Raw genomic sequence first — 24,668 nt, 5'->3', positions numbered from 1 at the left:
GCGATCACCCTCCGGCTGCGTGCGCGGTGGTGAGCCGCGGTAGGCTTTCCACTTCCGACAGGCAGTCAGCGACGGTCGTTCCCGCGCCGATCATCCGGCGGCACATCATCAGGGCCTTCGGCCAGTTCACGGTGACGGCTGCCGTCAAGATACCGGCTTGATCGCCGAACACTGCTGCGCCCTGAGGCCTTTCGGCGTTCAGGTCGCCGACGATCCGATCAAGCACCGCACGGTGGGGCCGCCCGGCGATCTGAATCTTCCAGTCGTACTGGTCGCTCCAGACGTATTCGGTCGGCGCATAGGAACGTAGTTCGTCGGGGTGGCAGATGTTGTGGGCTACACAGGCAGCCTGCTCGGCGGCATTGGTCCAGTGTTCTACACGGACGTCTTCCTGATGCCCGGGATGGTGCCAGCGCGCCACGTCACCGACAGCAAAGACGCCCGGATGCCCTACCGCACGGCAGAATTCGTCGCATACCACGCCATCGTCTATCAATAGTCCCGAGGAGGACAGCCAGCCGTCGTTGGGAATGGCGCCAATACCGACGACCACTGTCGCAGCGGGCAACGTCTCTTTGCTGGTGAGGGTGACGCGCAGGGCCCCCTCGCGTCCGTCGACCGACTCGACACCGACGCCGAACCGCGTATGCACCCCGTGCCGCGCGTGCACGCCGGTGAGTATGGCTCCGATTTCAGCCCCGACGATCCGGCCGATCGGCGCGGTGAGCGGATCGACGATGGTCACGTCCCGCCCCGCAGCGTGCGCGGTCGCGGCTACCTCGGCGCCGATGAACCCGCCGCCCACGACTACCACCGGCCCGGCGACCGCCAGCGCACGCGCCAGTTCACGGCTGTCGTCCAGTGTCCGCACGAGATGGACGCCGGAGGTCACCGGCCACGGGGACGGTCGCGCATCAGCGCCCGTGGCCACGACCAGGGCGTCAAATGCGACGCGCGCGCCGTCGGCGAGAATCACCGCTCGACCAGCAAGGTCCAACTGCTCAGCCGCGTTGCCGAGGCGCAGTTCGATGTCGGCCTCGTCGGCTTGCTCGGCAGTGAGCATCGTCAGCCGGCTCTGGTCCCACGAGCCTGCGAGGAACTGCTTCGACAGGGGTGGCTTGTCGTAGGGCAGACTGCATTCACTGCCTATCAACACGATCCGGCCGCCGAAGCCCTGAGAGCGCAGCGCCTTGGCGGTGCGCACCCCGCCGACGGACGACCCCACAATGACGACGGTTAGTCCGGACATCAGTCGACCTCGATGCTCAAGGCGTTCACGGGACAGCTGCGCACCGCGTCCTCGATTCGTGAGCGCTCGCCCTCTGCGAAGGTGTCCCGCAACAGCACCACCACGCCCTCGTCGTCGACGTCGAAGGTGTCCGCGGCGCCGGTCACACAGTTGCCGTAGCCCTGGCACGACGGGTAGTCAGCGTGGAGTCTGGGCATGATGTTCTCTCTCTTTCGTGCGGAGCGGACTCAACTGCGCTTCCTCGGCGCCGCTGCGACGCTCATGCCTCCGTCGGGGTGGATGACGTCCCCGGTGATGCCGCGGGCACGATGCGATGCCAGGAACACGTAACTCCACGCGTGGTCCTGCGCGGACAACGCGACCTGCAGGGGAACGCGCGCGGCCATCTCTTCGGCACGGCCGGGCACTTTCGAGATGCTGCGATCTGCCATGTCCAGACCGGCCAGGCCCCGAAGGTCGGTCCCCAGCGTTGCGCCCGGGGCAACACCGTTGACTCTGATCTGGGGCGCCAGGTCGTGAGACAGCGCGGTGACCAGTCCGCGGACGGCGAATTTGGAAGCGACGTAGAGCACTCCGCCTCGCCCCGCGTAGTACCCGGACGTGGACTCGGTCAGCACGATGACCGGCCGCGCAGATTCCCGCAGCGCGGGAAGCGCCGCCTTGACCGAATGCAGATGGCTTCTGACGTTGACGCGGAAAATCTCGTCGAATGCCTCGTCAAGGACGTCCACGTCGATCTCTTCGATGCTGCGATAGAAGTCGAACACCCCGACGCAGTTGACAAGCACGTCCAGACCACCGAACGCTTCAACCGTGGCGGCGACGGCCTCGTCATTGGCCGCACGGAAGCTTCCGTCGCCACAGACCACGGGAACATCGGGATGCTGGGCGCTCAGCGCCGAGCACTTCTGCTCATCGCGTTCCAGAACGGCCACGCGCGCACCCTCATCGAGAAAGGCATCCACCACCGCCCTGCCGATCCCCGACCCGGCGCCCACGAGAAGAGCCCGCCGGCCGGTGAGCCAGCCCGTCACCACGACTCCGAGGCGGACTCACCGGGCCGCTCGTCTACCAGGGATCCGAAGGGGTGCCCGATCATCGCCGAGAAAGTCGCGGTCGACTGCCACGTGAGGGCCTCGACTTCGAGAGGGCACAGCGCCACCCACTGCCCAGACTTCTGGGATTCGATCAGCAGCCGCGAGCCGTTGCGGGTGTCGACCCGGGTGAGGCGCACCTCACTGAACTCGTTCCCGATCGTGATCGACTCGCCGACAACGTGTCTGAGCAGATGATTGCGCGCCACGCTCGCGGGGTCCGTCTGCTCACCCTCGGGCGGCGTCACAGAAATATCGCCAAATTCTGCATGCGGATGACCGACTCATCGACGGAGATGATGCGACGGGCCAGCCGCCACTGGTCGCCTTCGAGCCGCAGCAGGTCCTCCCGACCCGCGGACAGAAAGGCACCCTCCCGCACATCGCCTCTGCTGCGGAACAGCAGGGTGGCGGACTCGACGATCAGGTGGTCCGGATCGTCGGTGGCGAAGGTGCGCACGTTCGACAGATGGTGGCGCAGCCGGGACGGCGGATCCTCGGTCCAGGCGTGTTCGGTGAGGAAGCGGGCCACCCGGCGAGACAACGAGTACTTGTCTTCATCGAAATGCGCCATGCCGGGCGAGGTGTCGTAGCCGGCGGCCAGCGCCGTCGTGACCCTGACCGGCATCAGATAGTGGATGTCCTCGCAGAGACTCTCGAGCCACTCCGAATACGACTGCGCGTCCAGCAGATAGGTCTCGTCCACCAGCCACTGGTGGGCGAGCAGGTGTCGCTCGTCGTCGAACCGCAGCGTCTTGCCCGTCCGCGTGACGCGCGATGCCGACCCCCCGAGGCGGGACCGACTGGAGTGGGTGTCGTGGGCAATGTTCATACGCGCGTCACCGTCCCTTGGTCGCCGTTGACCATCGCGCCGCCGGACGGCTCGGGACGTAACGTATCGGTAGAACCGGCCTCCAGATCATCGGCCCAGCGACGCAGCAACTCTCGCTGATTGAACTCGCTGTAACCCTGACGGGCGATACCGGGGCCGCTGAAGCGGTCGGCAAGCAGTGGAGGCGCCACCTCCGAGTCATCGGCGAGCAGACCCATCCGGCTGTTGAGCAGTAACCGCCGCGCCATCGAGCCAGCCGCGGTGTTGGTCAACGACACCCAGTTCTCGACATCGTCCTGTTCGAACATGCCGGTGCTACCGAAGCACATGAGATAGGCCTTGTAGGACAGCGCCTTGAACTCTTCCGGGGCTCCGGCGTCCACGGCGAACCAGGACAGCACCTCGGTCTCGTCTTCGCTGATCGGCTGCCACTGCCGCAGCGTGATGAACGGCAGCACGTTGTCGCTGTCGGCGACCTTCGGCCAGTTGTGCACGAAAGACAGGTTGGGATAAAGCGTTGCGGCACTGAACATGAAGCCGTCGGTGCCGACAATGGCGAGCTGCTCCGGCGACCAGCTCTGCTTCATCCTCTCGATCATCGGGTCCGGATAGCCGACGTAACGAAGCCGCTCCTCCAGCGATCCGTCAGGCAGTTTGTAAGTGGTTCCGCCGCCATTGCCGGCCCAGTACAGCGCACCCTCTTTGCGCTTCTGCGCGTTAGGCTCGCGAAAGAGTCCGATCTCCACCACCGAAGTGTGCGTTTGGGGCGTGTGGTACATGTCGCCGGCGAAGTTCTCGGCACCGATCTTCCAGTTCGCCTTGATCCGCCACCGTTGTGGTCCATGCAACTCGATGCCACTCGAGCTCTGCCGCGTGTAGAAGTCGAGGTAGAACTTGAAGTCCCCCAGGTAATCCTCCAGCGGTGGCGCCTGGGCGTTCAGGCTCAGAAAAATCATGCCGTTGTAGATTGCGATGTTCGGAGCCGGCAGCAGCCGTTGTCCCTTGCGGGCAAATCCTTCCTCGCCGCCGTAAGCATCCTGATGGAACGGCAACCCCACAATCCTGCCGTCGTTGCGGTAGGACCAGCCGTGATACGGACAACGGAAGTGTGAGGCATTGCCCATCTCCGCTCGGCATACCTGCATGCCGCGATGCAGACACATGTTGAAATGCGCGCAGACAGTGCCATTCTCGTCGCGGGTGATGATGAACGAGTCCTCGAGGATCCGCCGCACGACATAGTCTCCCGGCTGTGCGATCTCTGATTCGTGGCCGACGAATACCCACGCCTGGGCGAAGATGTGCCGCTTTTCCAGCTCATAGATCTCCCGGTCGTTGTAGATATGGGCCGGGATCATGCCTCGGCGAACGTCGTCGAGTACCCTGGACTGGTCGGTCATGACACCTTTCTTCTGCACCGCGGTGAGGACCCCTGGTAGCAGAACGGTCTGCAGACAGAGATGAACCGCAATTTGAGCCGGATCCTGTGATCGGGAGCTACGTCGGACAACCCAACGACGGACTCGATACCCATGAGTGTCGTACTCTCCGTTCGTTGGACCCAAGGTACGAATCACGTCAGGTCAGCTGGCGAGACGTCTAGTAGAGATAATACAGATATCATCATATATGTTCAACAGATCGACGTCGGCCGATGCGCGGAAGACGCAAACAGCCCCAGATTCCCAGGGGCTCATTCCTTCGGTGTCGGCGTCGACCGTCCCCACCCTGCGTTGCGAGTCATGTTCTTGAGCAGCGGCATCGGCCGAAAGGTCAACGGAGTGGTGAGAGCCAGTGTCGTCGTCGAGTGCACAACACCCGGAATGGCGACCACCTGCTCGATCAACTGCTGCAGTCCCGCCTGCGTCTCGGTGGCGACGCGCACGAGGAGATCCTCGCGCCCTGTCGTCGCGTGTATCTCCAGCACGTGAGGTATCCCGATGAGAGCTTCCACGATCGAGCCGAGACGACCCTGTTGCACCTCGAGTCCGACGAAGGCCTGCGTGGCGATTCCGGCTTGCGCGAGGTCGAGTTCGGGGCGGTAGCCGGCGACCAGCCCGCTCTCCTCCAACCGCTTCAGGCGCGATTGCACGGTGTTGCGCGAGATGCCCAGCCGCGACGCCAGTTCCACGACTCCGATCCGCGCGTCGCGTGCAAGCATCTCGAGCAGGTCGACGTCGAGCCGGTCGATGCTGAACATTCGAGTCACCTCACCAAGTTGCCATACCCGCACAAGTGAACCATCAGTTCAGTTAAAACGAGATTAGTTGACCTGAAATCGATTAGGAACCAACCTGTTAGGGATTCGGACCCGGGTGCCATCGGGCATCTCACCAACCACATGGCGGTGCATCACGATGACAGATCTTCGTTCAGCCGGGCCTGACCGCGACCTCAACGCGCGGTACCGGGCGTCCTCGGGACCGGTTCTGCTCACCGGAGTTCAGGCGATCGCTCGACTGATGGTCGAACAGCACGAACGGGATACCCGCGAGGGACGCCACGTCGCGACCTTCGTCTCGGGATACCAGGGCAGCCCGCTCGGCGGACTCGATCAGCTGTTGGCCAGCCTGCCCGAGCTCGAATCCGAGCATCATGTCCGCCTCCTGCCCGGGATGAACGAAGAACTCGCCGCGACGTCGGTGTGGGGAAGCCAGAACGACCTGCCCTCGGGCAGCCGTAACTACGACGGGGTGATCGGCGTCTGGTATGGGAAGGGCCCTGGGCTCGACCGCGCCAGCGACGCCCTGCGTCACGGGGCGATGTACGGGGCAAACCCTGCTGGCGGTGCACTGGCCCTGGTCGGTGACGATCCCGGTGCGAAGTCCTCGTCTCTCCCGGTCGCCAGTGAGCGGTCTCTGGCGGCCTTGTCGATGCCGATCCTGTTCCCCCGCAACGCCGAAGAGATCATCACGTTCGGCATGTACGGCATCGCGTTGTCGCGCGCATCGGGATGCTGGCCTGCCATGAAGATCGTCGCCGACGTCGCAGACGGCCTGTGGACGCTGGACCGCGACTTCTCCGACTTCGACATCGCCGTCCCCACCATTGATTGGGACGGCCGACCCTGGACCTACCGCCAACGCATTTGCTCCGCTCCACCGGACAGCCTGCTCGCGGAGGCGGACCTGTACGGCCCTCGCTGGGCGATGGTGCGAGCGTTCAATGCGGCCAACGACATCGACCGTATCGAGGTTGATCCCGCGCAGGCATGGCTGGGCATCGTCGCCGTCGGCACGGCCTATGACACAGTGCGCGAGACACTGGTCGACCTGGGGTTGACTGATCGTGATCTGACCCGATCAGGCATCCGAATCCTGCGCATCGGTATGCCCTATCCCCTTGACCCACAGATGGTCTCCCGCCTGGGCGACGGCGTCGAGCAGATATTGGTCGTCGAGGACAAATCGGCGTTCGTCGAGACGCAGCTCAAGGAGATTCTTTACGGCCGCCGTGCTGCGCCCGAGGTCCTGGGGAAGCACGCGGCCGACGGGAGCACGCTAATCCCCCCGGACGGCGAACTCACCACCGCCCGCCTGCTCGCACCGCTTCGCGCGGTGTTGAAGGACAGGCTGACGCTGGCACCCGCCCCCCTGCCCACGCTCGACCTGACGGTGCTGCCCACCACCCGAACCGCGTACTTCTGCTCCGGCTGCCCCCACAACCGCTCCACCGCGGTGCCGGACGGATCACTGGCCGGGGGCGGAATCGGCTGTCACACGCTGGTCACGATGTCCTCGCGGACAGATTCTGCGGTCACTGCCCTCACCCAGATGGGTGGCGAAGGCGCGCAATGGATCGGCCAGGCGCCGTTCACCGATGTCAAACATATCTTCCAGAACATCGGCGATGGAACGTATTTCCATTCCGGGCAGCTCGCGGTCCAGGCGTGTGCCGCCGCCGGTGTGAACATCACCTACAAAATCCTCTACAACGGCGCTGTCGCGATGACGGGAGCCCAGGACGTCGAGGCAGGGCTGACGGTTCCCGAACTCACCCACAAGCTCGTCGCCGACGGTGTGTCGAGAGTCATCGTCTGCGCCGACGAACCTGAGCGACACAAGGGCGCGGTCTTCGCCGACGGAGTGCTGCTGTGGCCCCGCGACCGCCTCGATGAGGCGCAGCGTCTCCTGCGTGACACCGTAGGTGTCACGGCACTGATCTACGACCAGCAGTGCGCGGCAGAAGCGCGCCGCAAGCGTAAGCGGGGAATGCTGCCGCCCCGGCGCACCCGGGTGGTGATCAACGAGGCCGTCTGCGAAGGCTGCGGCGATTGCGGCGTCAAGAGTAACTGTCTGTCGGTCCAGCCGGTCGAAACAGAACTGGGCCGCAAGACGCGAATTGACCAGAGCACGTGCAATACCGACTACTCCTGCCTGGACGGCAACTGTCCGTCGTTCGTGACTGTGGAACTGCCCGCGACAAGGGACCCCTCCACTGAGCCCGAGCGAGCGATCCCGCCATATTTGCCCGACCCCGAGGTGGCGCCTATCTCGGGTGTCTACAGCGTCTTCCTGGCCGGAATCGGCGGAACGGGGATCGTAACCGTCAATCAGGTGCTGGCAATGGCCGCGCTGCGCAGCGGCTTCTACGCCGAGGGCCTGGACCAGACCGGCCTGAGCCAGAAGGCCGGACCGGTCACCTCGCACCTGCGGCTCAGCACCGAACCCGTTCCCACCTCCAACCGGATCAGCGCCGGGACCGCCGATTGCATCCTGGCCTTCGACCTGCTCACCGCCGTCGATGCCAAGAACGTCAGCTACGGCAACCGGGATCGCACCGTCACAATCGCCTCGACCAGCAGGACGCCCACCGGCGACATGGTTTATGACGCAGCCGTCGAGTACCCGAGCGATGACTCACTGCTGTCCAGCTTGGATGTCCGGAGTCGTTCACTGGTGTCCTTCGACGCGCTGGCGGCCGCCGAACGACTCTTCGGCAACACCACCACCGCGAACTTTCTCCTGGTCGGTGCGGCGTATCAGGCGGGAGCACTCCCCGTGGCGGCCGCCGCGATCGAGGACGCGATTTCGATCAACGGGGTTGCCGTGCAAGCGAACCAGGTGGCATTCCAGTGGGGTCGGGTAGCCGTGGCACTCCCTGAGGTATTCCGAACTGCTACGGCAGACCCAGCCGACGAACGAACGCCTCAAGTGCCGAGCCATCTCTTCACGACGAGCCCGGTAACGGGCGCCGTGCGTGAACTTCTGGAACGGCGGGCGGCAGATCTGGTTGCGTACCAGGACGACCACACGGCTGTTCGCCTGATCAAGCTGGCGGAGCGTGCGTGGGATGAGGAGCGCAGCCTCACCCACCGCACCGACCTGTCCGAAGCCATAACCCGGAACTTCTTCAAGCTCATCGCATACAAGGACGAGTACGAGGTCGCACGGATGCTCACCGACCCAGATTTCCTCGCATCGGTGCGAGCACAGGTCCCCGGCGGAAAGAACCTCACCTTCAAGCTACATCCGCCGGTATTGAAGGCCCTCGGACGCAAGAAGAAGATCAGCATGGGTCCACGTAGCCACGTAGCGCTTCGACTGCTGGCGAAGGCCAAGAAACTCAGGGGAACGCATCTAGACCCCTTCGGGTACACCGAGATGCGACGGATTGAACGTCAGTTGATCATCCACTACGAAGCAACCATCAACGACCTTCTGTCGTCGCTGACACTCGACTCCTACGAATGGGCACTGGCCGTCGCCTCAGCCCCCGACCTGATTCGCGGCTACGAAGAAGTCAAGGTGCGTAATCTTGGCACTTACCTATCACGCCTCGAAGAACTTGGAATCGCCACCGACCTGGTGCCGCGGCCGTGACGTGTTGCCGGCCGCTTGTCGGCGCACTGGGCCCGCGCGCAGCGACGTATCTCGGCGATCCCGCGCAGCCAAGCGATCATCCGCAGGCTCGTGTGTCCTGCAACGCCGGCGGCTTCTATCCGGAGATGCAGTGGGTGATGGCTGAACCAGTTCATCTCGACACTGCCCGCCAAATCAGAGGAGAACTCGTGCCTGACAAGGCTGGACGGAAATTGCAGGTTGCGATTGTGGGATCGGGCAACATCAGTACCGATCTGCTGTACAAGTTGTTGCGTTCGGAGTGGCTGGAGCCGCGGTGGATGATCGGGATCGACCCGGAGAGTGAGGGTTTGGCCCGGGCCCGCAAGCTGGGTTTGGAGACCTCGCATGAGGGTGTGGACTGGTTGCTGGCCCGTGACGAGTTGCCGGACATGGTTTTCGAGGCCACGAGTGCGTATGTGCATCGTGACGCCGCGCCCCGGTATGCCGAGGCGGGTATCCGTGCGATCGATCTGACTCCCGCTGCGGTGGGTCCGGGGGTGATCCCGCCGGCGAATCTGCGAGAGCACCTCGATGCCCCGAACGTCAACATGGTGACCTGTGGTGGGCAGGCGACGATCCCGATGGTCTACGCAGTGAGTCGCGCGGTCGCCGCACAAGGCGCAGCGGTGCCGTATGCCGAGATCGTGGCGTCGGTGTCCTCGGCGTCGGCGGGTCCGGGGACGCGGGCCAACATCGACGAGTTCACCAAGACCACCAGCGCGGGGGTGCAGCACATCGGCGGTGCGGCCCGGGGTAAGGCGATCATCATCCTGAACCCCGCGGATCCGCCGATGATCATGCGCGACACCATCTTCTGCGCGATTCCCGAGGATGCCGACCAGGACGCGATCACCGCATCGATCAAGGATGTGGTGGCGCAGGTGCAGACCTATGTGCCGGGTTACCGGTTGCTCAACGAGCCCCAGTTCGATCCGCCGTCGGTCAACTCCGGGGGGCACGCGGTGGTCACCACGTTCGTCGAGGTGGAGGGTGCCGGCGACTATCTGCCGCCGTACGCGGGAAACCTCGACATCATGACCGCGGCGGCGGCGAAGGTGGGCGAAGAGATCGCCCGCGAGTCGCTGTCGGTCAACGTTGCGGGAGGTCAGGCATGAGCACCGACGAGATCTATTTCGACCCGATGTGGGACATCCGGATGACGGATACGTCGCTGCGTGACGGCAGCCACCACAAGCGCCACCAGTTCACCGCCGAGGAGGTCGGGGCGATCGTCGCCGCGCTCGACACCGCCGGTGTGCCGGTCATCGAGGTCACCCACGGTGACGGTCTGGGCGGGTCGAGCTTCAACTACGGGTTCTCCAAGACCCCGGAGCAGGAGCTGATCAAGCTGGCGGCCGAGACCGCCAAGGAGGCCAAGATTGCCTTCCTGATGCTGCCCGGTGTGGGTACCAAGGAAGACATCAAGGAGGCGCAGAACAACGGTGGTTCGATCTGTCGGATCGCCACGCACTGCACCGAGGCCGACGTGTCGATCCAGCATTTCGGGTTGGCCCGTGAGCTCGGTCTGGAGACCGTCGGGTTTCTGATGATGAGCCACACGATCCCGCCGGAGAAGCTCGCCGCTCAGGCGCGCATCATGGCCGATGCCGGCTGCCAGTGCGTCTACGTTGTCGATTCGGCGGGGGCCCTGGTTCTCGAGGGTGTCGCGGATCGGGTGTCGGCACTGGTCGCAGAACTCGGAGAGGACGCTCAAGTGGGCTTCCACGGCCACGAGAACCTCGGGCTGGGGGTGGCGAACTCGATCGAGGCCGTCCGCGCCGGCGCCAAGCAGATCGACGGCTCGTGTCGGCGGTTCGGGGCCGGTGCGGGAAATGCGCCGGTGGAGGCGCTCATCGGGGTGTTCGACAAGATCGGCGTCAAGACCGGTATCGACTTCTTCGAGATCGCCGATGCCGCCGAAGAGGTCGTCGCGCCCGCGATGCCCGCCGAGTGTCTGCTGGACCGCAACGCGTTGATCATGGGTTACTCGGGGGTCTACTCGAGCTTCCTCAAGCACGCCATCCGCCAGTCCGAGCGCTACGGGGTGCCCGCCCACAAGCTGTTGCACCGCGCCGGGCAGCGCAAGCTGATCGGCGGCCAGGAGGATCAGCTGATCGACATCGCCCTGGAGATCAAACGAGAAATGGACGCCGCGACGACGGCCGGGTGACCGCCATTCAGGCGCACCGTAGTACCGGCATTACTTGTCCCAACTTCACGCCATGCTCGATCCACCCCTTCTGCATCATGGAACACGGCTGGATGCGCGATCCATAGAAGTAAGGGCGCCCTCCACACCGGCACAGACTTCGGATCTAGAGGCCAACGCGACGATTCGTGACCCCGTACATCTCGCACGAAGGTGGACCCTCGCTAAAAACGTCGAGTGTGACGTTCGATGTCATGGCTGAAACACCCTCTGCTGTGGCCAGGGCCGGGATCGAACCGGCGACCTTCCGCTTTTCAGGCGGACGCTCGTACCAACTGAGCTACCTGGCCGGACGGCACCGATCACTTCAACCACGAAGTGCCTCGCCGCAATGGCGACCCTGACGGGACTCGAACCCGCGACCTCCGCCGTGACAGGGCGGCGCGCTAACCAACTGCGCCACAGGGCCTTACTGTGCAACTCCCCCACCGATCGGGTCGCTGCGAGTACCCCCTACGGGATTCGAACCCGTGCTACCGCCGTGAAAGGGCGGCGTCCTAGGCCACTAGACGAAGGGGGCCAGGCCGAATCTCTTCGGGGCACTCACAACATCCATCTCGTTGGGAGCTTCGATAGCTTAGGGTACTGACACCCAAATCCTCAAACGAGCCGGGCGCCGCTATCCTTTGCAGAGCCTTTCCGCATCCACCCATACGCCCCTATAGCTCAGTTGGTAGAGCTACGGACTTTTAATCCGCAGGTCGCAGGTTCGAGCCCTGCTGGGGGCACCGCAGACGCCGTGCGCGGCGAACGCTCAGCGGAAGTAGAGCTCGTCGCCGTCCGGGTAGCCGCCACCGGTGGTCGTGATGTGCACGTGGTCGTAGTGCCCGTATCCGCCGGATCGCCCGCCTCCGGGCGTGTAGTACGCGCCCCGCCAGATCGCGTCCTGGATCCCGAACCGCTGGGCGTTGGCCATCACGTAAGCGACGATCTGGTTCCCGAGGGCGATGCCCGCCTGCGACGTCGGATTGGGGATCATCACGTCGAGCGCCAAGCCGTCGGGATGCCACCGCAGCGCGTCCTGGCGCACCCCGCCGATGTTGTTGATCTCCGGGAACACGGCGCTGACGCTGCGGGCCGTCAGGATCGTCCTGACCTGGAGGCCGTGCTCCGGCGCGACCCCGGCCGGAAGCGTGCGGCTGACGACGCGCCACCGGGATGCGGACACCAGCGACACGTCCTGCGGCGCCGTGCTCGCACTGGCCTGGACGATGGTCCGGGCCGGGTCCTGCAGGACGGGCGGCGACGCGACGACCTCGACGCAGCAGGGCGGGGTCGACTCTTCGACGACGACAGGCGCCTGCTCCGCGACGGGGGCCACTTCGGCGGCCTCGAGAGGAGGCCCTGCGTCGCCCCTGACGACAAGAAACAGAGCGGCGGGTGCGAGAACCGAGGCCACGAAGACAGACTTGTGACGTCGCTCGTCAGCTAGTGAGTGCCGGCCCACGCCAAGCAACATAACCGGAAACGGTGGAAAGTACAGCACCGGTCGAGAAAATAGAACACGGCGCGCTGATCGTTACCCGACCGGTACCCGTCGGTTAGCGAAGGTATACGTCAACTCGCCGGCCTCGAGTAGCAACGGCGTTTATGCAGGTCAGGGGTAGGAGTCATCCGACGGCGATCAGCAACGCCAGCACTGTCAGCACGCCCAGAATCCCCAGAACCGCCGCGATGGTCCACGCTGCGCCGTCACGGCGTGGTTGGCGCACAGTTCCGTCCAACCCGTCCAGGCTGGCGAGCATCTGCCCGGCGCTGTGGAAACGCCACCGCGGGTCGCGTGCCATCGATCGCTCGATGGTCAGCGCCAGCGCCGGATCGATATCCGGCCGCAGCGTGGTGAGCGGCGTCAGGTGTCCCGCCGCGATCGCATCGGCCAGTCCGCACAGGTTCGCCTGGGGGTAGGCCCTGCGTGCCGTCAGCGCCTCGTAGGCGACGACGCCGAGCGAATACAGGTCGTCGCCGGCCGTCGCCGGCCGTCCCGCGATCCGGTCGGCGGGGAGGTAGGCCATGGTCCCGAAGATGCGGTTGGTGAGCGTCTGCGGCGTGTCCGCGCTCTTGGCGACGCCGAAGTCGGCGATCTTCGCCGCACCCGACGGAGTGAACAGGATGTTGGCCGGTTTGATGTCGCGGTGCAGCACGCCGCGGGAGTGCGCCGCGCCGAGTGCGGACAAAACGTCTCTCATGATCGCGCGGACCTGCTGGGTGGACAGCGGTCCGCCACGTGCCAGTACGTCGGCCAGATTCTGCCCGGGAAGGCGCTCCAGGACGATGTACGGCCTTCCGTCGTGGACGCCCGAGTCGTGCACGGCCACCACGTGCGGGTGGTTCAGCCGGGCGGCAGCGTGCGCCTCGGTCGCGAATCGACGTCTGCTGTCGGACTGGATGCCCAGCGACGGGTACAGCAGTTTGACCGCCACCGGTCGCCTCAGCCGGATGTCCCAGCCGTCGCGCACTTCCGCCATACCGCCGCGGCCGAGGACACCTCGAAGCTCGTAGCGTCCGCCCAGAATCTCCGGCGCCTGCATGACCTCAAACTAGCCGCCGAGGCAGAAAGGCAAACCTCGGCGAACGTCCACGGGCCCCGGAACTCCCCGAAATCGTATGATCGAGAGCGTGCTCTACCAGCCTGTTCTCCGACCGTTCTGGCGCCGCCACACGGTGATGACAGCGCTCGCGCTCGCGATGGCGTCGTGGTGGCTTTGGCAAGGGTGGTACGAGGCGCTCGCAGTGACGGCCGTCGGCGGGCTGGTGATCGCCGGCCAACGGCACCGGCGCACCGTGGCGGTGCGCGACGCAGGCCTGCGGGCTCGCGCCGAGTACGAGCACCGGCTCAGCCTCGCGGGAGACCCTCGCGGGGTGTTCGGCCGATACCCGCCGGTGCAGCCGGGCTGGTATCCCGATCCCGGCGCCGCCATCGGGGCTCGCCAGAACCGTTACCAGTTGCGCTATTTCGACGGCTCGGTGTGGACGCCCCACGCAGTATCGCGCTAGCCGCCACCTAGACGGGCGGGCCCTCGATGCCGACGCCGATCGTGATGTGCGGGTGCGCCGTCGGGTCCAGCCACCGCAGTATCGAGCGCATCTGATCCCGTCCGACCGCCACACATCCCCAGGTGGGTTCACCGTCGGACACATGCAGGAAGATGCCCGCGGAACGGCCGGGTATCCGCTGCGGGTTGTGCTCGATGAGGACCGCATAGTCGTAGATCGGTCCCGAATCGAAGAGGTTCTCAGCGTCCCGGGAATCGATCTCGGCGGCACGGACATGCGTGTTGTAGGTGGGCGAGTCGACGTCCTCGTCCCACCAGTCCGCGTCGGTCGTCTGGAAGTAAGGCATGCGGGTACCGGGATTGGGCTCTCTGCCGAAAGCCTGACCGAGCGGGAACGTGCCCACCGGGGTACGGAACACGTCATCGGCGGGAGCCCCGAGACCGAGCTCGCCGAAGTCGGCAGGCGTCGGGCCCAGAACGACCCGCCACTGAGAACCGGAGCGTTCGTAGGCGGTGAGGCTTCCCGTGGGCGACTCGGCGACGGGAGCACTGACGACGATCATCTGCCCAGGCCGGGAATCCGGCTGCCCCACTGCCGGACTCGCCAATGCGGTGCCCGCGATCAACAGAACCGGTCCGACGCCTCTGGCGAGCTTGCTCAGCACCACCCGAACGTAGCTCAGCGGTAGACCTTCGGGCTGTAGTAGTGCGGGTCGTCCCGGTACTCGACGGGCGGGAGGTTGCGCGCGGGGGTTTCCACGAGCGGCGCGTCAGCCGGCAACCGCCCGTGCGCGCGATCCCAGGCCGAACGCTTTCGGGGATGCATCAGCATCCGTTTGGGCAGCAGCCTGGTCACCCGGAACACCACCCGGCCGAAGAGCCGGTGCAGCCGTTCCTGGCGCGGCGACCACGTCAGGCCCATCAGCTCGCGAACCGGCGGGTCGAACAATCCGACCGTGGTGAAGTTGAAGAATCGTTGCAGCGCCATGACATTGAGCCGCCACATCCAGTCGGGCATCCATTCCAGCGACGGATGCTTGGTCATGGTGGACAGGTCGAGTACCTCGCGCGCGGCCCAATTGTTCTCCAGGACATTGCGGCACATGTGATCCCAGTACTCCTGGAATTCCTCCCAGGTCTTCGGCACCGGCCGCATGCTCATGCCGTACATCCGGTACCACTCGACGTGCTCGTCGAAGAGTTGTCGCTTCTGCGCCTCGGTGAGGCCACCGCCGAGCCATTCCGCGGCGAGCAGCGTCGACTTGAAGAACGTGGCGTGCGCCCAGTAGAAGACCTCGGGGTTCAGCGCGCTGTACCTGCGGCCCTGGTCGTCGACGCCTTTGATGCCGATGTGATAGTCGCGGACCTGGGCCCCGGTCTTCGGCGCCCGATCGCCGTCGAACACCACACCGCCTATCGGATACACCGATCGATAGAGTCGCTGCATCCGCTCGAGGAAGAAGATCGAGTGCTGCGCGACGGCCGCTCCGAGTTGCGGATGCATGTTCTGCATGGACCCGGCCCACGGTCCCTGCAACATGCCCGTCCACTGACCGAAGTACTTCCAGGTCAGCGACTCCGGACCGAGAGGCGCGGGCAGCGAGTCGTACCCTCCCGGCGCTGCGGGGCAACCGACTGCCGCCGCCGCAGATCCGGCATCGGATGCGCTGGTCACAGGGCACGAGGCCGACGTATCTTGAGTCACCAGGTGATCTCTCCGTAAAGGTGTCTTGTCGCCGCACGATATTTTGACTACGAACGTTGTCAACAGAGCTTAGGAGTGATGTGCCGTCCGGTCAACGACGCGGCAGATGGTCGGGTGTCCCACTGCAGGATCGCCAGGCCCTTCGCCGCGGCGAGCTGATCACCGCCGGGGTCGCGCTGCTGGGAAATCGCGGCGGCCCGACGCTGACGGTGCGCGCGGTCTGCCGGGCGGCAGGCTTGACCGAGCGCTACTTCTACGAGAGCTTCGCCGACCGGGACGAGTACGTCGCGGCGGTGTACGACGACGTGTGCAACACCGCGATGGCGACGCTGATGGAATCCGGCAGCCCGCGAGACGCCGTCGAGCGATTTGTGGCGCTCATGGTCGATGACCCCGCGCGCGGCCGGGTACTGCTGCTCGCCCCCGAGGCCGAACCGGTGCTGGCACGTTCGGGCGCCGAGTGGATGCCGAACTTCATCGACCTCCTCCAGCAGAAGCTCACCCGGATCACCGACCCCACCGCCCAGGCGATGATTGCGACGGGCCTGATCGGGGCACTCAGCGCACTGTTCACGGCCTATCTCGACGGTCGCCTGGCCGCCACTCGGGAGCAGTTCATCGACCACTGTGTTGAGCTACTGCTCAGCCGGGCGGGCGACAGAACGCCCGCCGACCTCGGCATGAGCCGCGGCGCGGTAACTTGATGTGACCGGGATACACAGATATATTGACTGCACCCATCAGGTACAGATGAACCGGGAGGTGTCGTGCCGAAAGACCTGACCGACCTGCAGCTGCTGACCGAGCTCGAACCCGTCGTCGAGCAGAACGTCAACCGCCACATGCGGATGCGCAAGGACTGGAATCCGCACGACTACATCCCGTGGTCCGACGGCAAGAACTACTACGCCCTCGGGGGCCAGGACTGGGATCCGGAGCAGTCGAAGCTCTCCGAAGTCGCCCGCACGGCGATGATCACCAACCTGCTCACCGAGGACAACCTGCCGTCCTACCACCGCGAGATCGCGATGAACTTCGGCATGGACGGACCGTGGGGTTTCTGGGTCAACCGGTGGACGGCCGAGGAGAACCGGCACGGCATCGCGCTGCGCGACTACCTCGTCGTCACCCGCGCAGTCGACCCCGTCGAACTCGAACAGCTGCGCATCGAGCAGATGACCCGCGGCTTCAGCCCCGGCCAGAACGACCAGATCGAAGCCGACCTGTTCGCCGACAGTCTCTTCGATTCGGTCATCTACGTGACGTTCCAGGAGCTCGCCACCCGAGTCTCGCACCGCAACACCGGCAAGGCCTGTGAGGATCCCGTCGCCGACCAGTTGCTGCAGCGGGTCTCGGCCGACGAGAACCTGCACATGATCTTCTACCGCGACGTCACCGAGGCGGGCTTCGAGATCGCCCCCGACCAGGCGATGAAGTCGCTGCACAAGGTGCTCCGCAACTTCAAGATGCCCGGATACACCATCCCGGACTTCCGCCGCAGGGCCGTCACGATCGCCTCCGGCGGTGTCTACGACCCGCGGATCCACCTCGACGACATCGTGATGCCGGTGCTCAAGAAGTGGCGCATCTTCGAGCGCGAGGACTTCAACGGCGAATCCGCCCGGATGCGCGACGACCTCGGCGTCCTGGTCGACGAACTGCAGGAGGCCGTCGACAAGTTCGAGGTCGCCAAGCAGCGACGCCTCGAGCGGTTGGCCCAGATGGCGGAGAAGAAGGCCGCCAAGGCTCAGCTGGTCGGATCATCAACCTCGTAACCACCGCTCCCCGACCGGCCCGATCTGCGTTGCGGATCGGGCCGATCGCGTTGCGCAGCCCCGTCGTACTCGCCCCCATGGCCGGGGTGACGAATGTCGCATTCCGCACGCTGTGTCGCGAACTGGAGTTGGCCCGGGCCGGCACGGTGAGCGGGCTGTACGTGTGCGAGATGGTCACCGCCCGCGCCCTCGTCGAACGCCACCCCGTGACGATGCACATGACAACGTTCGCGCCGGAGGAGTCCCCGCGGTCACTGCAGCTCTACACCGTCGACCCGGAGAACACCTACGCGGCGGCCAAGATGATCGCCGACGAGGGCTTGGCCGACCACATCGACATGAACTTCGGCTGCCCCGTACCGAAGGTCACCAGACGCGGCGGCGGAGCGGCGCTGCCGTTCAAGCGACGGTTGTTCGGCCAGATCGTGGCGGCTGCGGTACGCGCCACCGAGGGCACCGGCATTCCCGTCACGGTGAAGTTCCGCATCGGCATCGACGACGACCACCACACCCACCTCGATGCCGGGCGGATCGCGGCGCAGGAAGGGGCGGCTGCAGTGGCCCTGCACGCCCGCACTGCCGCGCAGCGGTACTCCGGCACCGCCGACTGGGAACAGATCGCTGCGTTGAAAGCCCACGTCACCGATGTTCCGGTTCTCGGAAACGGTGATATCTTCGACGCCCGAGACGCGCTGGACATGATGGCCGCGACGGATTGCGACGGCGTCGTGATCGGCCGGGGTTGTCTCGGGCGGCCGTGGCTTTTCGCCGAACTGTCCGCCGCGTTCACCGGGGTACCGGCGCACACCCCGCCCACGCTCGGCGAGGTCGCGACGATCATCCGTAGGCACGGCGAGCTCCTCGCGGCACATTTCGGAGAGGACAAGGGAATGCGGGACATCCGCAAGCACGTGGCGTGGTACCTGCACGGGTTCCCCGCGGGAGCCGACCTGCGTCGGTCGATGGCGCTGGTCAAGACGATCTCCGAGCTCGACGATCTCCTCGGGGAGCTGGACCCCGACGTACCGTTCCCGCCGGCCGCCGCAGGACCTCGCGGACGGCAGGGTTCCCCCGGGTCGGTGACTCTCCCCGAGGGCTGGCTCGATGATCCCGACGACTGCACGGTGCCCGTCGGGGCCGATGTCATGCACTCGGGCGGCTGAGCTGAACGGTGTCGAGACAGTGTCGAAAGAGTTCCGAGACACCATCGACCCCTTAGTCCGGCTAGCCGTTTCACAGGTTGTCTCAGTACGATGAGGGTTCACATGCCTGTCTCCGGTCGCGGAGCGGGCGCGAGTGCTCTAGACAGTTAACAGGCATTCGGCGCTGTCGGCGCCGAGGTGCGACGACGCACGAACGCCGTTGGGAAGCTGGAAGGCCGGTACGAACATGAGTGACGGCGGTAACGCCACTCCTGGCCGCCCCCTCCCCGGCGACGACGGCAGGGCCGGCGACAAGGCTGACCCTGACTGGCTTACCCGATCGCGGCAGCCGATGCCAGGCGCCGCGCCGTGGGAGCGTGCAAACGATCCGCACCGGTCCGGCGATGCAGGAGGCGAAGCCGGACCACCCGAACCGGTCACTGTCGCCGACCTGATCGCGAAGATCAAGGGCGACGCCCCACTCTCGGAACCGAGACGCCACCGCGCCGAACCGGAGCCCGAAGACGAACCTGAAGACCTAGCCGAACCCGACGGCCTGGCCGAACCCGAAGACCTGGCCGAACCCGAGCCGTATCCCGACCTGGACGACCTCGACACCGCCGTTCTGCCCGTGGTGGCGTCGCCGGTCTCGGAGATCCCCGTCCTCGCCGGCCCGCGGGTGTCCCCCGCGCGCGCTGCCCCCGTCCAACGCAGCCATCACCGCAGCGTGGTGGTGGGCCGGGTGGCCGCGGCGCTGATCGCCGTTCTCGCGCTCGCGCTGACAGGCGGCGCCTGGCAGTGGCAGTCATCCAAGAACAACCTGCTCAATCGGGTCTCGGCGCTCGACCCGGATTCCCGCGACATCGTGGACCCGAATGCGCAGTTCGGCGACGAGAACTTCCTCATCGTCGGCGTCGACAGCCGCTTCGGCGACAACCTCGAGATGGGCGCAGGCACCACCGAGGACGCGGCCGGCTCGCGGTCGGACACCATCATGCTGGTCAACATCCCCGCCAACCGTGAACGTGTTGTCGCCGTGTCGTTCCCGCGAGACCTCGAGATCGACCCCATGCAGTGCGAACCGTGGAACCCCGAAACCCGCGAGTACGGCCCGATCATGGACGAAGAATCGCCGATGTACGGCATGGAGACGGTCCACACCGAATACAAGCTCAACTCGGCCTTTGCCGTCGGCGGGCCCAAATGTCTGGTCAAGGTGGTCCAGAAGCTGTCGGGGCTGCACGTCAACCGCTTTATGGCCGTCGACTTCGCCGGCTTCTCCAAGATGGTCGACGCCCTCGGCGGTGTCGAGGTGTGCAGCACCACGCCGATCGAGGATTACGAGCTCGGCACGGTGCTACCCGTCGCCGGACGCCAGGTCGTCGACGGCCACACCGCGCTGAACTACGTACGCGCCCGGCAGGTGACCACCGAGGTGAACGGCGACTACGGCCGGATCAAACGCCAGCAGCTGTTCCTGTCGTCGCTGCTGCGCTCGTTGATCTCCAGCGAGACCTTCTTCTCGCTGTCCAAGCTCAACAATGTGGTCAACATGTTCATCGGCGACAGCTATGTCGACAACCTCGACACCAAGGACCTCGTGAACCTCGGCCAGTCCGTGCAGGGCGTGTCCGCAGGCCGCATCACCTTCGTGACCGTGCCGACGGTCGGGTACGCCGACGAGTGGGGCAACGAAATCCCGCGCACCGACGACATGCGCGCGCTGTTCGCGGCGATCATCAACGACGATCCCCTCCCCGAGGAACGCAACGCGGACAACTCCCCGGTGCCGGGCACCGAGACGCTGGCCAGTCCCGGCGACCCCAACTCCGACGATCCCGCCTCCGACGGCGGTGAGGTCGTCGACGCCGTCGCCACCGATCCCCAGGCCGTCACAGTGCAGGTCTCCAACGCGACCGCCGAAAGCGGTCTTGCCGCCACTGCGGCGGACTCGTTGCAGACGCACGGCTTCAACGTCACCGCGCCTGACGACTACCCGGGCCCGCTGACGGAGACGACGGTGTTCTTCTCGTCGGGCAACGAAGAAGCGGCTGCCACCGTCGCCTCGTCGTTTGCGAACCCGACCATCGAACGGGTCAACGGGATGGGCGACGTGGTGCAGGTGGTGCTCGGCAGCGACTTCAACTCCGTTGCCGCCCCCACCCCCAGCGGATCCCCCGTGCAGGTTCGGGTGCTCCAGGGCTCCAGCAGCACCACGTCGACTGAATTGCCCGAGGATCTGACGGTCACCAACGCCGCCGACACTACGTGCGAGTAGTGCCGGCATCGTTTGGGCAGGTGGCATTCACCTTTCGTTCACCCACCAGCTCGTGACGAACGGGCAGGTCAGACCGTAGGCTGGTCTCCATGCGAACCGCGTACCACGAACAACTTGATGCCCTGAGCAGCCAACTCGGCGAGATGTGCGGCTTGGCCGGGCTCGCCATGGAGCGGGCCACCCAGGCCCTGCTGCAGGCTGATCTGGCGCTTGCCGAGCAGGTGATCACCGATCACGAGAAGATCGCCGCGATGAGCGTGCGCGCCGAGGAGAGCGCCTTCGTTCTGCTCGCGCTGCAGGCGCCGGTGGCCGGGGATCTGCGGTCCGTCGTGAGTTCCATCCAGATCGTCGCCGACGTCGACCGGATGGGCGCGCTGGCACTGCACGTCGCCAAGATCGCCCGCCGCCGCCACCCTCAGCATGCGCTGCCGGAGGAGGTCAACGGGTACTTCGCCGAAATGGGCCGGCTCGCAGTCGAACTCGGACAGAGCGCCCAAGAGGTGCTGATCTCCCGGGACCCGGAGAAGGCCGCCCGGATCCGTGAAGAAGACGATGCGATGGACGATCTGCACCGGCACCTGTTCTCGGTGCTGATGGACCGCGAATGGAAGCACGGCGTCGCCGCCGCCGTCGACATCACGCTGCTGGGCAGGTTCTACGAACGCTTCGCCGACCACGCGGTCGAGGTGGCCCGTCGCGTCATCTTCCAGGTCACCGGCAGCAACCCCGACGAAACGGAGCTGCCGCTACCTCGTTGAGCCACAACGTCATACGAAAGAACCCCCCGGGAGATCCCGGGGGGTTCCTTCGTTGCGGGTACGGACCTAGCCGAACCGACCGGAGATGTAGTCCTCGGTGGCCTTCTGGGTCGGGTTGGAGAAGATCTTCTCGGTTTCGTCGATCTCGACGAGGCGGCCGGGCTTGCCGGTGGCCTCGAGGTTGAAGAACGCCGTCTGATCGCTGACACGCGCCGCCTGCTGCATGTTGTGCGTGACGATGACGATCGTGTAATCCTGCTTCAGTTCTGAGATCAGGTCCTCGATCGCCAGTGTCGAGATCGGGTCGAGCGCCGAGCACGGCTCGTCCATCAGCAGCACGTCAGGCTGCACGGCGATGGCGCGGGCGATGCACAGTCGCTGCTGCTGACCGCCGGACAGACCGCCGCCGGGCTTGTCCAACCGGTCCTTGACCTCGTTCCACAGGTTGGCGCCCTTGAGGGACCGCTCGGCGACCTCGTCGAGGTTCTTGCGTGCCCCCTGCAGCTTCAGCCCGGCTACCACGTTGTCGCGAATCGACATGGTGGGGAACGGGTTCGGCCGCTGGAACACCATGCCGATCGTCTTGCGGACACTCACCGGGTCGATGCCGGAGGCGTAGATGTCCTCGCCGTCCAGCAGCACCGAACCCTCCACCCGGGCACCGGGCAGCACCTCGTGCATCCGGTTCAGCGTGCGCAGCACGGTCGACTTACCGCAGCCCGACGGGCCGATGAACGCCGTGACACTGCGCGGCGTGACCGACAAACCCACGTCGGCGACGGCGTGGAACGAACCGTAGTAGATGTTGAGATCTTTGAGATCCAGCCGCTTGGCCATGAGGCTCCTAAACTCTGTTCCGCGTCAGATAACGGTTGACGAATGCCGCGGCGATGTACAGCGCCGCGATGATCACGATCAGGGTCAGCGCAGCGCCCCACACGCGCAACACACCGGCAGCTTCCGGGTTGACCAACTCGGTGAAGATCAGCAGGGGCAACGACGCCATGTTGCCCTCGAAGGCGTCCATGTTGATGGACCGGCTGTAACCGACCAGCACCAGCACCGGAGCCGTCTCACCCATCACCCTGGCCAGCGCCAGCAGGATGCCACTGATCATGCCCGGCAGTGCGGTGGGGACGACGACCCGAACGATGGTCTTCCATTTCGGAATACCCAAGGCGTAGGACGCTTCCCGCAACTCGTCGGGGACGAGTTTCAGCATCTCCTCGGTGTTGCGGACGACGACGGGCAGCATCAGCAACACCAGGGCCAGCGATACCGCGAAGGCGCTCTGCTCGAAGCCCAGGGTCGAGATCCACAGCGCGAAGATGAAGAGTGCCGCCACGATCGACGGCACGCCGGCGAGGATGTCGACCATGAACGTGGTGACCTTGGCGAACCGGCCGCGACCGTATTCGACGAGGTACACCGCGGCCATGACGCCCAATGGCACCGACAGGACCGCAGCGATCGCGGCCTGGATGAGAGTGCCGTAGATCGCGTGGTAGACGCCACCGGCCATCTGCTCCGGCAGCACGCCGGACAGCGAGTTCGTCCACCACGTCGACGAGGTAATCGCGGTGATGCCCTTGGCCAGAACCGTGTAGATCAGCCAGACCAACGGGATCATCGCGATCACGAACGACGCGGTGAACAGTGTTGTCGCAAGGCCGTTCTTGAACTTGCGGTTGGCGCTGACCGGGTGGAAGGTGGGTCCCTTCACTGCCTGGTCGAGTGTTGCCGTCATCCTCCACTAACCCTTCCGCCGGCCGCTGCACGAGCCAGCGCGTTGACGACGAACGTCAGCGCGAACAGCACGAAGCCGGCGGCGATGTAAGCACCTGTCGGCAGCGGAGAGCTGAATTCAGCTGCCGCCGAGGCGATCTTGGATGCGAACGTGTAGCCGCCGTCGAACAGCGACCAGGAACCGGCCTGCGCGGCGGTGCGCAGGATGATCAGGATGGCGATCGTCTCACCGAGCGCGCGGCCCAGGCCCAGCATCGACGCAGCGATCATGCCGCTACGGCCGTACGGGAACACCGTCATCCGGATGACTTCCCACTTGGTCGCGCCGAGGGCCTGAGCGGCCTCCACGTGACCGCGCGGAGTGAGGGCAAAAACCTCACGGGTGACCGAGGTGATGATCGGCAGGATCATCACCGCGAGCACGATTCCCGCGGTGAAGATGGTTCCGCCGCCCGCCAGGGACACGTTGCCCTCCGAGAACAGGAAGAACCACCCCAGGCTGTCGTTGAGGAAGGTCGCCACGGGTGTCAACCAGGGGGCGAGCACGAAGATGCCCCACAGGCCGAAGACGATGGAGGGCACCGCCGCCAGGAGATCGACCAGCATCGCGAAGGGCCGCGCCAACTGCTTGGGCGCGTAGTTGGTCAAAAAGGCCGCGATGCCGATCGCGATGGGTACGGCGATGACCAGCGCGAACAACGAACTGAGCACCGTGACCATGAACAGATCACGGATGCCGAAGCGCAGGTTGGTGGAGTCGCTGGTGAGGAACTCGGTGCTGAACAGGAAGTTGGCCTGGTTGGCCTGCAGCGACGGGATCGCCTTGATGATGAGGAACAGCGCCATCAGCGCGATGGCGCCGATGATGGTGGCCCCGGCGGCGATCGCGATGGACTTGAAGACGGTGTCGCCCCAACGTCCGCCGCCCTGCCTCAACGCAGACCCCTTTCCAGTTGTGGTTGGCATGTCGGGAGTATCCCCGCCCCGCGGGGGGCTCGCCGGTTTAACCGACGAGCCCACCGCGGTCGAGTCTGGAGTCAGAGC

General features: G+C 65.4%; 23 protein-coding genes and 4 tRNA genes. 10 read left to right on the top strand and 17 right to left on the bottom strand.

Translation table 11 applies throughout. The features are described 5' to 3' along the window. Window positions 1-4: 4 nt before the first annotated feature. From ABDC78_RS21245 to ABDC78_RS21215, 7 genes are all read right to left on the bottom strand, one after another. The gene (locus tag ABDC78_RS21245; RefSeq protein WP_178361828.1) at window positions 5-1,249 is read right to left on the bottom strand and encodes an FAD-dependent oxidoreductase; all 1,245 of its coding nucleotides are present in this window, start codon (window positions 1,247-1,249) and stop codon (window positions 5-7) included. Next, the gene (locus ABDC78_RS21240) at window positions 1,249-1,446 is read right to left on the bottom strand and encodes a ferredoxin (protein ID WP_178361827.1); all 198 of its coding nucleotides are present in this window, start codon (window positions 1,444-1,446) and stop codon (window positions 1,249-1,251) included. The genes ABDC78_RS21245 and ABDC78_RS21240 overlap by 1 nt, the downstream gene beginning before the upstream one ends. Before the next feature lie 30 nt (window positions 1,447-1,476). Continuing rightward, a complete protein-coding gene (hcaB, locus tag ABDC78_RS21235; RefSeq protein ID WP_178361826.1) occupies window positions 1,477-2,283 on the bottom strand; it encodes a 3-(cis-5,6-dihydroxycyclohexa-1,3-dien-1-yl)propanoate dehydrogenase in 807 nt (268 codons plus the stop codon). Continuing rightward, window positions 2,280-2,591, bottom strand: a complete 312-nt coding sequence (locus tag ABDC78_RS21230; RefSeq protein WP_178361825.1) for a hypothetical protein — start codon at window positions 2,589-2,591, stop codon at window positions 2,280-2,282. Before ABDC78_RS21230 ends, hcaB begins: the two co-directional genes overlap by 4 nt. Beyond that, a complete protein-coding gene (locus ABDC78_RS21225; RefSeq protein WP_178361824.1) occupies window positions 2,588-3,175 on the bottom strand; it encodes a 3-phenylpropionate/cinnamic acid dioxygenase subunit beta in 588 nt (195 codons plus the stop codon). The genes ABDC78_RS21230 and ABDC78_RS21225 overlap by 4 nt, the downstream gene beginning before the upstream one ends. Continuing rightward, window positions 3,172-4,575, bottom strand: coding sequence for an aromatic ring-hydroxylating dioxygenase subunit alpha (locus ABDC78_RS21220; protein WP_178361823.1), 1,404 nt, complete (start codon window positions 4,573-4,575; stop codon window positions 3,172-3,174). Before ABDC78_RS21220 ends, ABDC78_RS21225 begins: the two co-directional genes overlap by 4 nt. Before the next feature lie 293 nt (window positions 4,576-4,868). Continuing rightward, on the bottom strand, window positions 4,869-5,375 hold the full coding sequence (locus ABDC78_RS21215) for an Lrp/AsnC family transcriptional regulator (protein ID WP_178361822.1): 507 nt from the start codon (window positions 5,373-5,375) through the stop codon (window positions 4,869-4,871). 157 nt (window positions 5,376-5,532) lie between these two features. On the opposite strand from ABDC78_RS21215, the gene ABDC78_RS21210 reads away from it, so the two are divergent. The 3 genes from ABDC78_RS21210 (at window position 5,533) to dmpG (ending at window position 11,188) form a co-directional block, all read left to right on the top strand. Then, window positions 5,533-8,997 carry an indolepyruvate ferredoxin oxidoreductase family protein gene (locus ABDC78_RS21210; protein WP_178361821.1) on the top strand — a complete coding sequence of 1,155 codons (3,465 nt, stop codon included), beginning with the start codon at window positions 5,533-5,535 and terminating at the stop codon, window positions 8,995-8,997. Window positions 8,998-9,185: 188 nt separating this feature from the next. Beyond that, window positions 9,186-10,133, top strand: a complete 948-nt coding sequence (locus tag ABDC78_RS21205; protein WP_178361820.1) for an acetaldehyde dehydrogenase (acetylating) — start codon at window positions 9,186-9,188, stop codon at window positions 10,131-10,133. Then, window positions 10,130-11,188 (top strand): 4-hydroxy-2-oxovalerate aldolase, encoded by a 1,059-nt coding sequence (dmpG, locus tag ABDC78_RS21200; RefSeq protein ID WP_178361819.1) that lies wholly within the window; start codon window positions 10,130-10,132, stop codon window positions 11,186-11,188. Before ABDC78_RS21205 ends, dmpG begins: the two co-directional genes overlap by 4 nt. A 255-nt stretch (window positions 11,189-11,443) precedes the next feature. Here dmpG and ABDC78_RS21195 read toward each other — a convergent pair. The 3 genes from ABDC78_RS21195 to ABDC78_RS21185 all read right to left on the bottom strand — a co-directional run bounded on the left by ABDC78_RS21195 (window position 11,444) and on the right by ABDC78_RS21185 (window position 11,747). Beyond that, window positions 11,444-11,517, bottom strand: a tRNA-Phe gene (locus tag ABDC78_RS21195). A gap of 42 nt (window positions 11,518-11,559) precedes the next feature. Further along, window positions 11,560-11,636 (bottom strand) — tRNA-Asp (locus ABDC78_RS21190). 38 nt (window positions 11,637-11,674) lie between these two features. After that, window positions 11,675-11,747: transfer RNA gene (locus tag ABDC78_RS21185), tRNA-Glu, on the bottom strand. Between the two features lie 135 nt (window positions 11,748-11,882). Here ABDC78_RS21185 and ABDC78_RS21180 point away from each other — a divergent pair. After that, window positions 11,883-11,955, top strand: a tRNA-Lys gene (locus ABDC78_RS21180). A 26-nt stretch (window positions 11,956-11,981) separates the two neighbouring features. Here the strand turns inward: ABDC78_RS21180 and ABDC78_RS21175 are convergent. Both ABDC78_RS21175 and ABDC78_RS21170 read right to left on the bottom strand, forming a co-directional pair. Then, complete coding sequence (locus tag ABDC78_RS21175; RefSeq protein ID WP_347133182.1) at window positions 11,982-12,674, bottom strand: hypothetical protein; 693 nt, start codon at window positions 12,672-12,674, stop codon at window positions 11,982-11,984. A gap of 163 nt (window positions 12,675-12,837) precedes the next feature. Further along, window positions 12,838-13,755, bottom strand: a complete 918-nt coding sequence (locus ABDC78_RS21170; RefSeq protein ID WP_178361817.1) for a serine/threonine-protein kinase — start codon at window positions 13,753-13,755, stop codon at window positions 12,838-12,840. Window positions 13,756-13,843: 88 nt separating this feature from the next. Here ABDC78_RS21170 and ABDC78_RS21165 point away from each other — a divergent pair, with 88 nt between their 5' ends. Beyond that, a complete protein-coding gene (locus ABDC78_RS21165; protein WP_178361816.1) occupies window positions 13,844-14,221 on the top strand; it encodes a DUF2510 domain-containing protein in 378 nt (125 codons plus the stop codon). A gap of 7 nt (window positions 14,222-14,228) precedes the next feature. Here ABDC78_RS21165 and ABDC78_RS21160 read toward each other — a convergent pair whose 3' ends face one another. Continuing rightward, window positions 14,229-14,885 carry a L,D-transpeptidase family protein gene (locus ABDC78_RS21160; protein ID WP_347133180.1) on the bottom strand — a complete coding sequence of 219 codons (657 nt, stop codon included), beginning with the start codon at window positions 14,883-14,885 and terminating at the stop codon, window positions 14,229-14,231. Window positions 14,886-14,899: 14 nt separating this feature from the next. Beyond that, the gene (locus ABDC78_RS21155) at window positions 14,900-15,925 is read right to left on the bottom strand and encodes an oxygenase MpaB family protein (RefSeq protein WP_178361815.1); all 1,026 of its coding nucleotides are present in this window, start codon (window positions 15,923-15,925) and stop codon (window positions 14,900-14,902) included. Window positions 15,926-16,005: 80 nt separating this feature from the next. On the opposite strand from ABDC78_RS21155, the gene ABDC78_RS21150 reads away from it, so the two are divergent. The 5 genes from ABDC78_RS21150 to phoU all read left to right on the top strand — a co-directional run bounded on the left by ABDC78_RS21150 (window position 16,006) and on the right by phoU (window position 21,878). Next, a complete protein-coding gene (locus ABDC78_RS21150) occupies window positions 16,006-16,629 on the top strand; it encodes a TetR/AcrR family transcriptional regulator (RefSeq protein ID WP_178361814.1) in 624 nt (207 codons plus the stop codon). A 63-nt stretch (window positions 16,630-16,692) separates the two neighbouring features. Beyond that, complete coding sequence (locus ABDC78_RS21145; protein ID WP_178361813.1) at window positions 16,693-17,700, top strand: acyl-ACP desaturase; 1,008 nt, start codon at window positions 16,693-16,695, stop codon at window positions 17,698-17,700. Between the two features lie 77 nt (window positions 17,701-17,777). Further along, window positions 17,778-18,863, top strand: a complete 1,086-nt coding sequence (gene dusB, locus ABDC78_RS21140) for a tRNA dihydrouridine synthase DusB (RefSeq protein WP_347133179.1) — start codon at window positions 17,778-17,780, stop codon at window positions 18,861-18,863. A 226-nt stretch (window positions 18,864-19,089) separates the two neighbouring features. Then, window positions 19,090-21,120, top strand: a complete 2,031-nt coding sequence (locus tag ABDC78_RS21135) for an LCP family protein (protein ID WP_178361811.1) — start codon at window positions 19,090-19,092, stop codon at window positions 21,118-21,120. Window positions 21,121-21,209: 89 nt separating this feature from the next. Beyond that, window positions 21,210-21,878: a phosphate signaling complex protein PhoU gene (gene phoU / locus ABDC78_RS21130; protein WP_178361810.1), complete on the top strand. Its 669-nt coding sequence runs from the start codon at window positions 21,210-21,212 to the stop codon at window positions 21,876-21,878. Between the two features lie 66 nt (window positions 21,879-21,944). Here phoU and pstB read toward each other — a convergent pair whose 3' ends face one another. The 3 genes from pstB to pstC are packed head-to-tail and all read right to left on the bottom strand — an operon-like array spanning window position 21,945 to window position 24,590. Further along, window positions 21,945-22,715, bottom strand: a complete 771-nt coding sequence (gene pstB, locus ABDC78_RS21125; RefSeq protein ID WP_178361809.1) for a phosphate ABC transporter ATP-binding protein PstB — start codon at window positions 22,713-22,715, stop codon at window positions 21,945-21,947. A 7-nt stretch (window positions 22,716-22,722) separates the two neighbouring features. Then, window positions 22,723-23,625, bottom strand: a complete 903-nt coding sequence (pstA, locus tag ABDC78_RS21120) for a phosphate ABC transporter permease PstA (protein ID WP_178361808.1) — start codon at window positions 23,623-23,625, stop codon at window positions 22,723-22,725. After that, window positions 23,622-24,590, bottom strand: a complete 969-nt coding sequence (gene pstC, locus ABDC78_RS21115; RefSeq protein ID WP_178361807.1) for a phosphate ABC transporter permease subunit PstC — start codon at window positions 24,588-24,590, stop codon at window positions 23,622-23,624. The genes pstA and pstC overlap by 4 nt, the downstream gene beginning before the upstream one ends. Window positions 24,591-24,668 lie beyond the last annotated feature (78 nt).

Origin of the sequence: Mycobacterium sp. DL (assembly GCF_039729195.1) — a bacterium.
GTDB lineage: Bacteria > Actinomycetota > Actinomycetes > Mycobacteriales > Mycobacteriaceae > Mycobacterium > Mycobacterium hippocampi_A.
This window is presented reverse-complemented; position numbering and strand designations above follow the sequence as displayed.

Excerpts from the sequence above, each read along its gene's own strand:
- ABDC78_RS21245 (WP_178361828.1), bottom strand. The coding sequence starts at position 1,249 with ATGTCCGGACTAACCGTCGTCATTGTGGGGTCGTCCGTCGGCGGGGTG.
- ABDC78_RS21240 (WP_178361827.1), bottom strand. The coding sequence starts at position 1,446 with ATGCCCAGACTCCACGCTGACTACCCGTCGTGCCAGGGCTACGGCAAC.
- ABDC78_RS21225 (WP_178361824.1), bottom strand. The coding sequence starts at position 3,175 with ATGAACATTGCCCACGACACCCACTCCAGTCGGTCCCGCCTCGGGGGG.
- ABDC78_RS21220 (WP_178361823.1), bottom strand. The coding sequence starts at position 4,575 with ATGACCGACCAGTCCAGGGTACTCGACGACGTTCGCCGAGGCATGATC.
- ABDC78_RS21215 (WP_178361822.1), bottom strand. The coding sequence starts at position 5,375 with ATGTTCAGCATCGACCGGCTCGACGTCGACCTGCTCGAGATGCTTGCA.
- ABDC78_RS21210 (WP_178361821.1), top strand. The coding sequence starts at position 5,533 with ATGACAGATCTTCGTTCAGCCGGGCCTGACCGCGACCTCAACGCGCGG.
- dmpG (WP_178361819.1), top strand. The coding sequence starts at position 10,130 with ATGAGCACCGACGAGATCTATTTCGACCCGATGTGGGACATCCGGATG.
- ABDC78_RS21170 (WP_178361817.1), bottom strand. The coding sequence starts at position 13,755 with ATGCAGGCGCCGGAGATTCTGGGCGGACGCTACGAGCTTCGAGGTGTC.
- dusB (WP_347133179.1), top strand. The coding sequence starts at position 17,778 with ATGGCCGGGGTGACGAATGTCGCATTCCGCACGCTGTGTCGCGAACTG.
- ABDC78_RS21135 (WP_178361811.1), top strand. The coding sequence starts at position 19,090 with ATGAGTGACGGCGGTAACGCCACTCCTGGCCGCCCCCTCCCCGGCGAC.
- phoU (WP_178361810.1), top strand. The coding sequence starts at position 21,210 with ATGCGAACCGCGTACCACGAACAACTTGATGCCCTGAGCAGCCAACTC.
- pstB (WP_178361809.1), bottom strand. The coding sequence starts at position 22,715 with ATGGCCAAGCGGCTGGATCTCAAAGATCTCAACATCTACTACGGTTCG.
- pstA (WP_178361808.1), bottom strand. The coding sequence starts at position 23,625 with ATGACGGCAACACTCGACCAGGCAGTGAAGGGACCCACCTTCCACCCG.
- pstC (WP_178361807.1), bottom strand. The coding sequence starts at position 24,590 with ATGCCAACCACAACTGGAAAGGGGTCTGCGTTGAGGCAGGGCGGCGGA.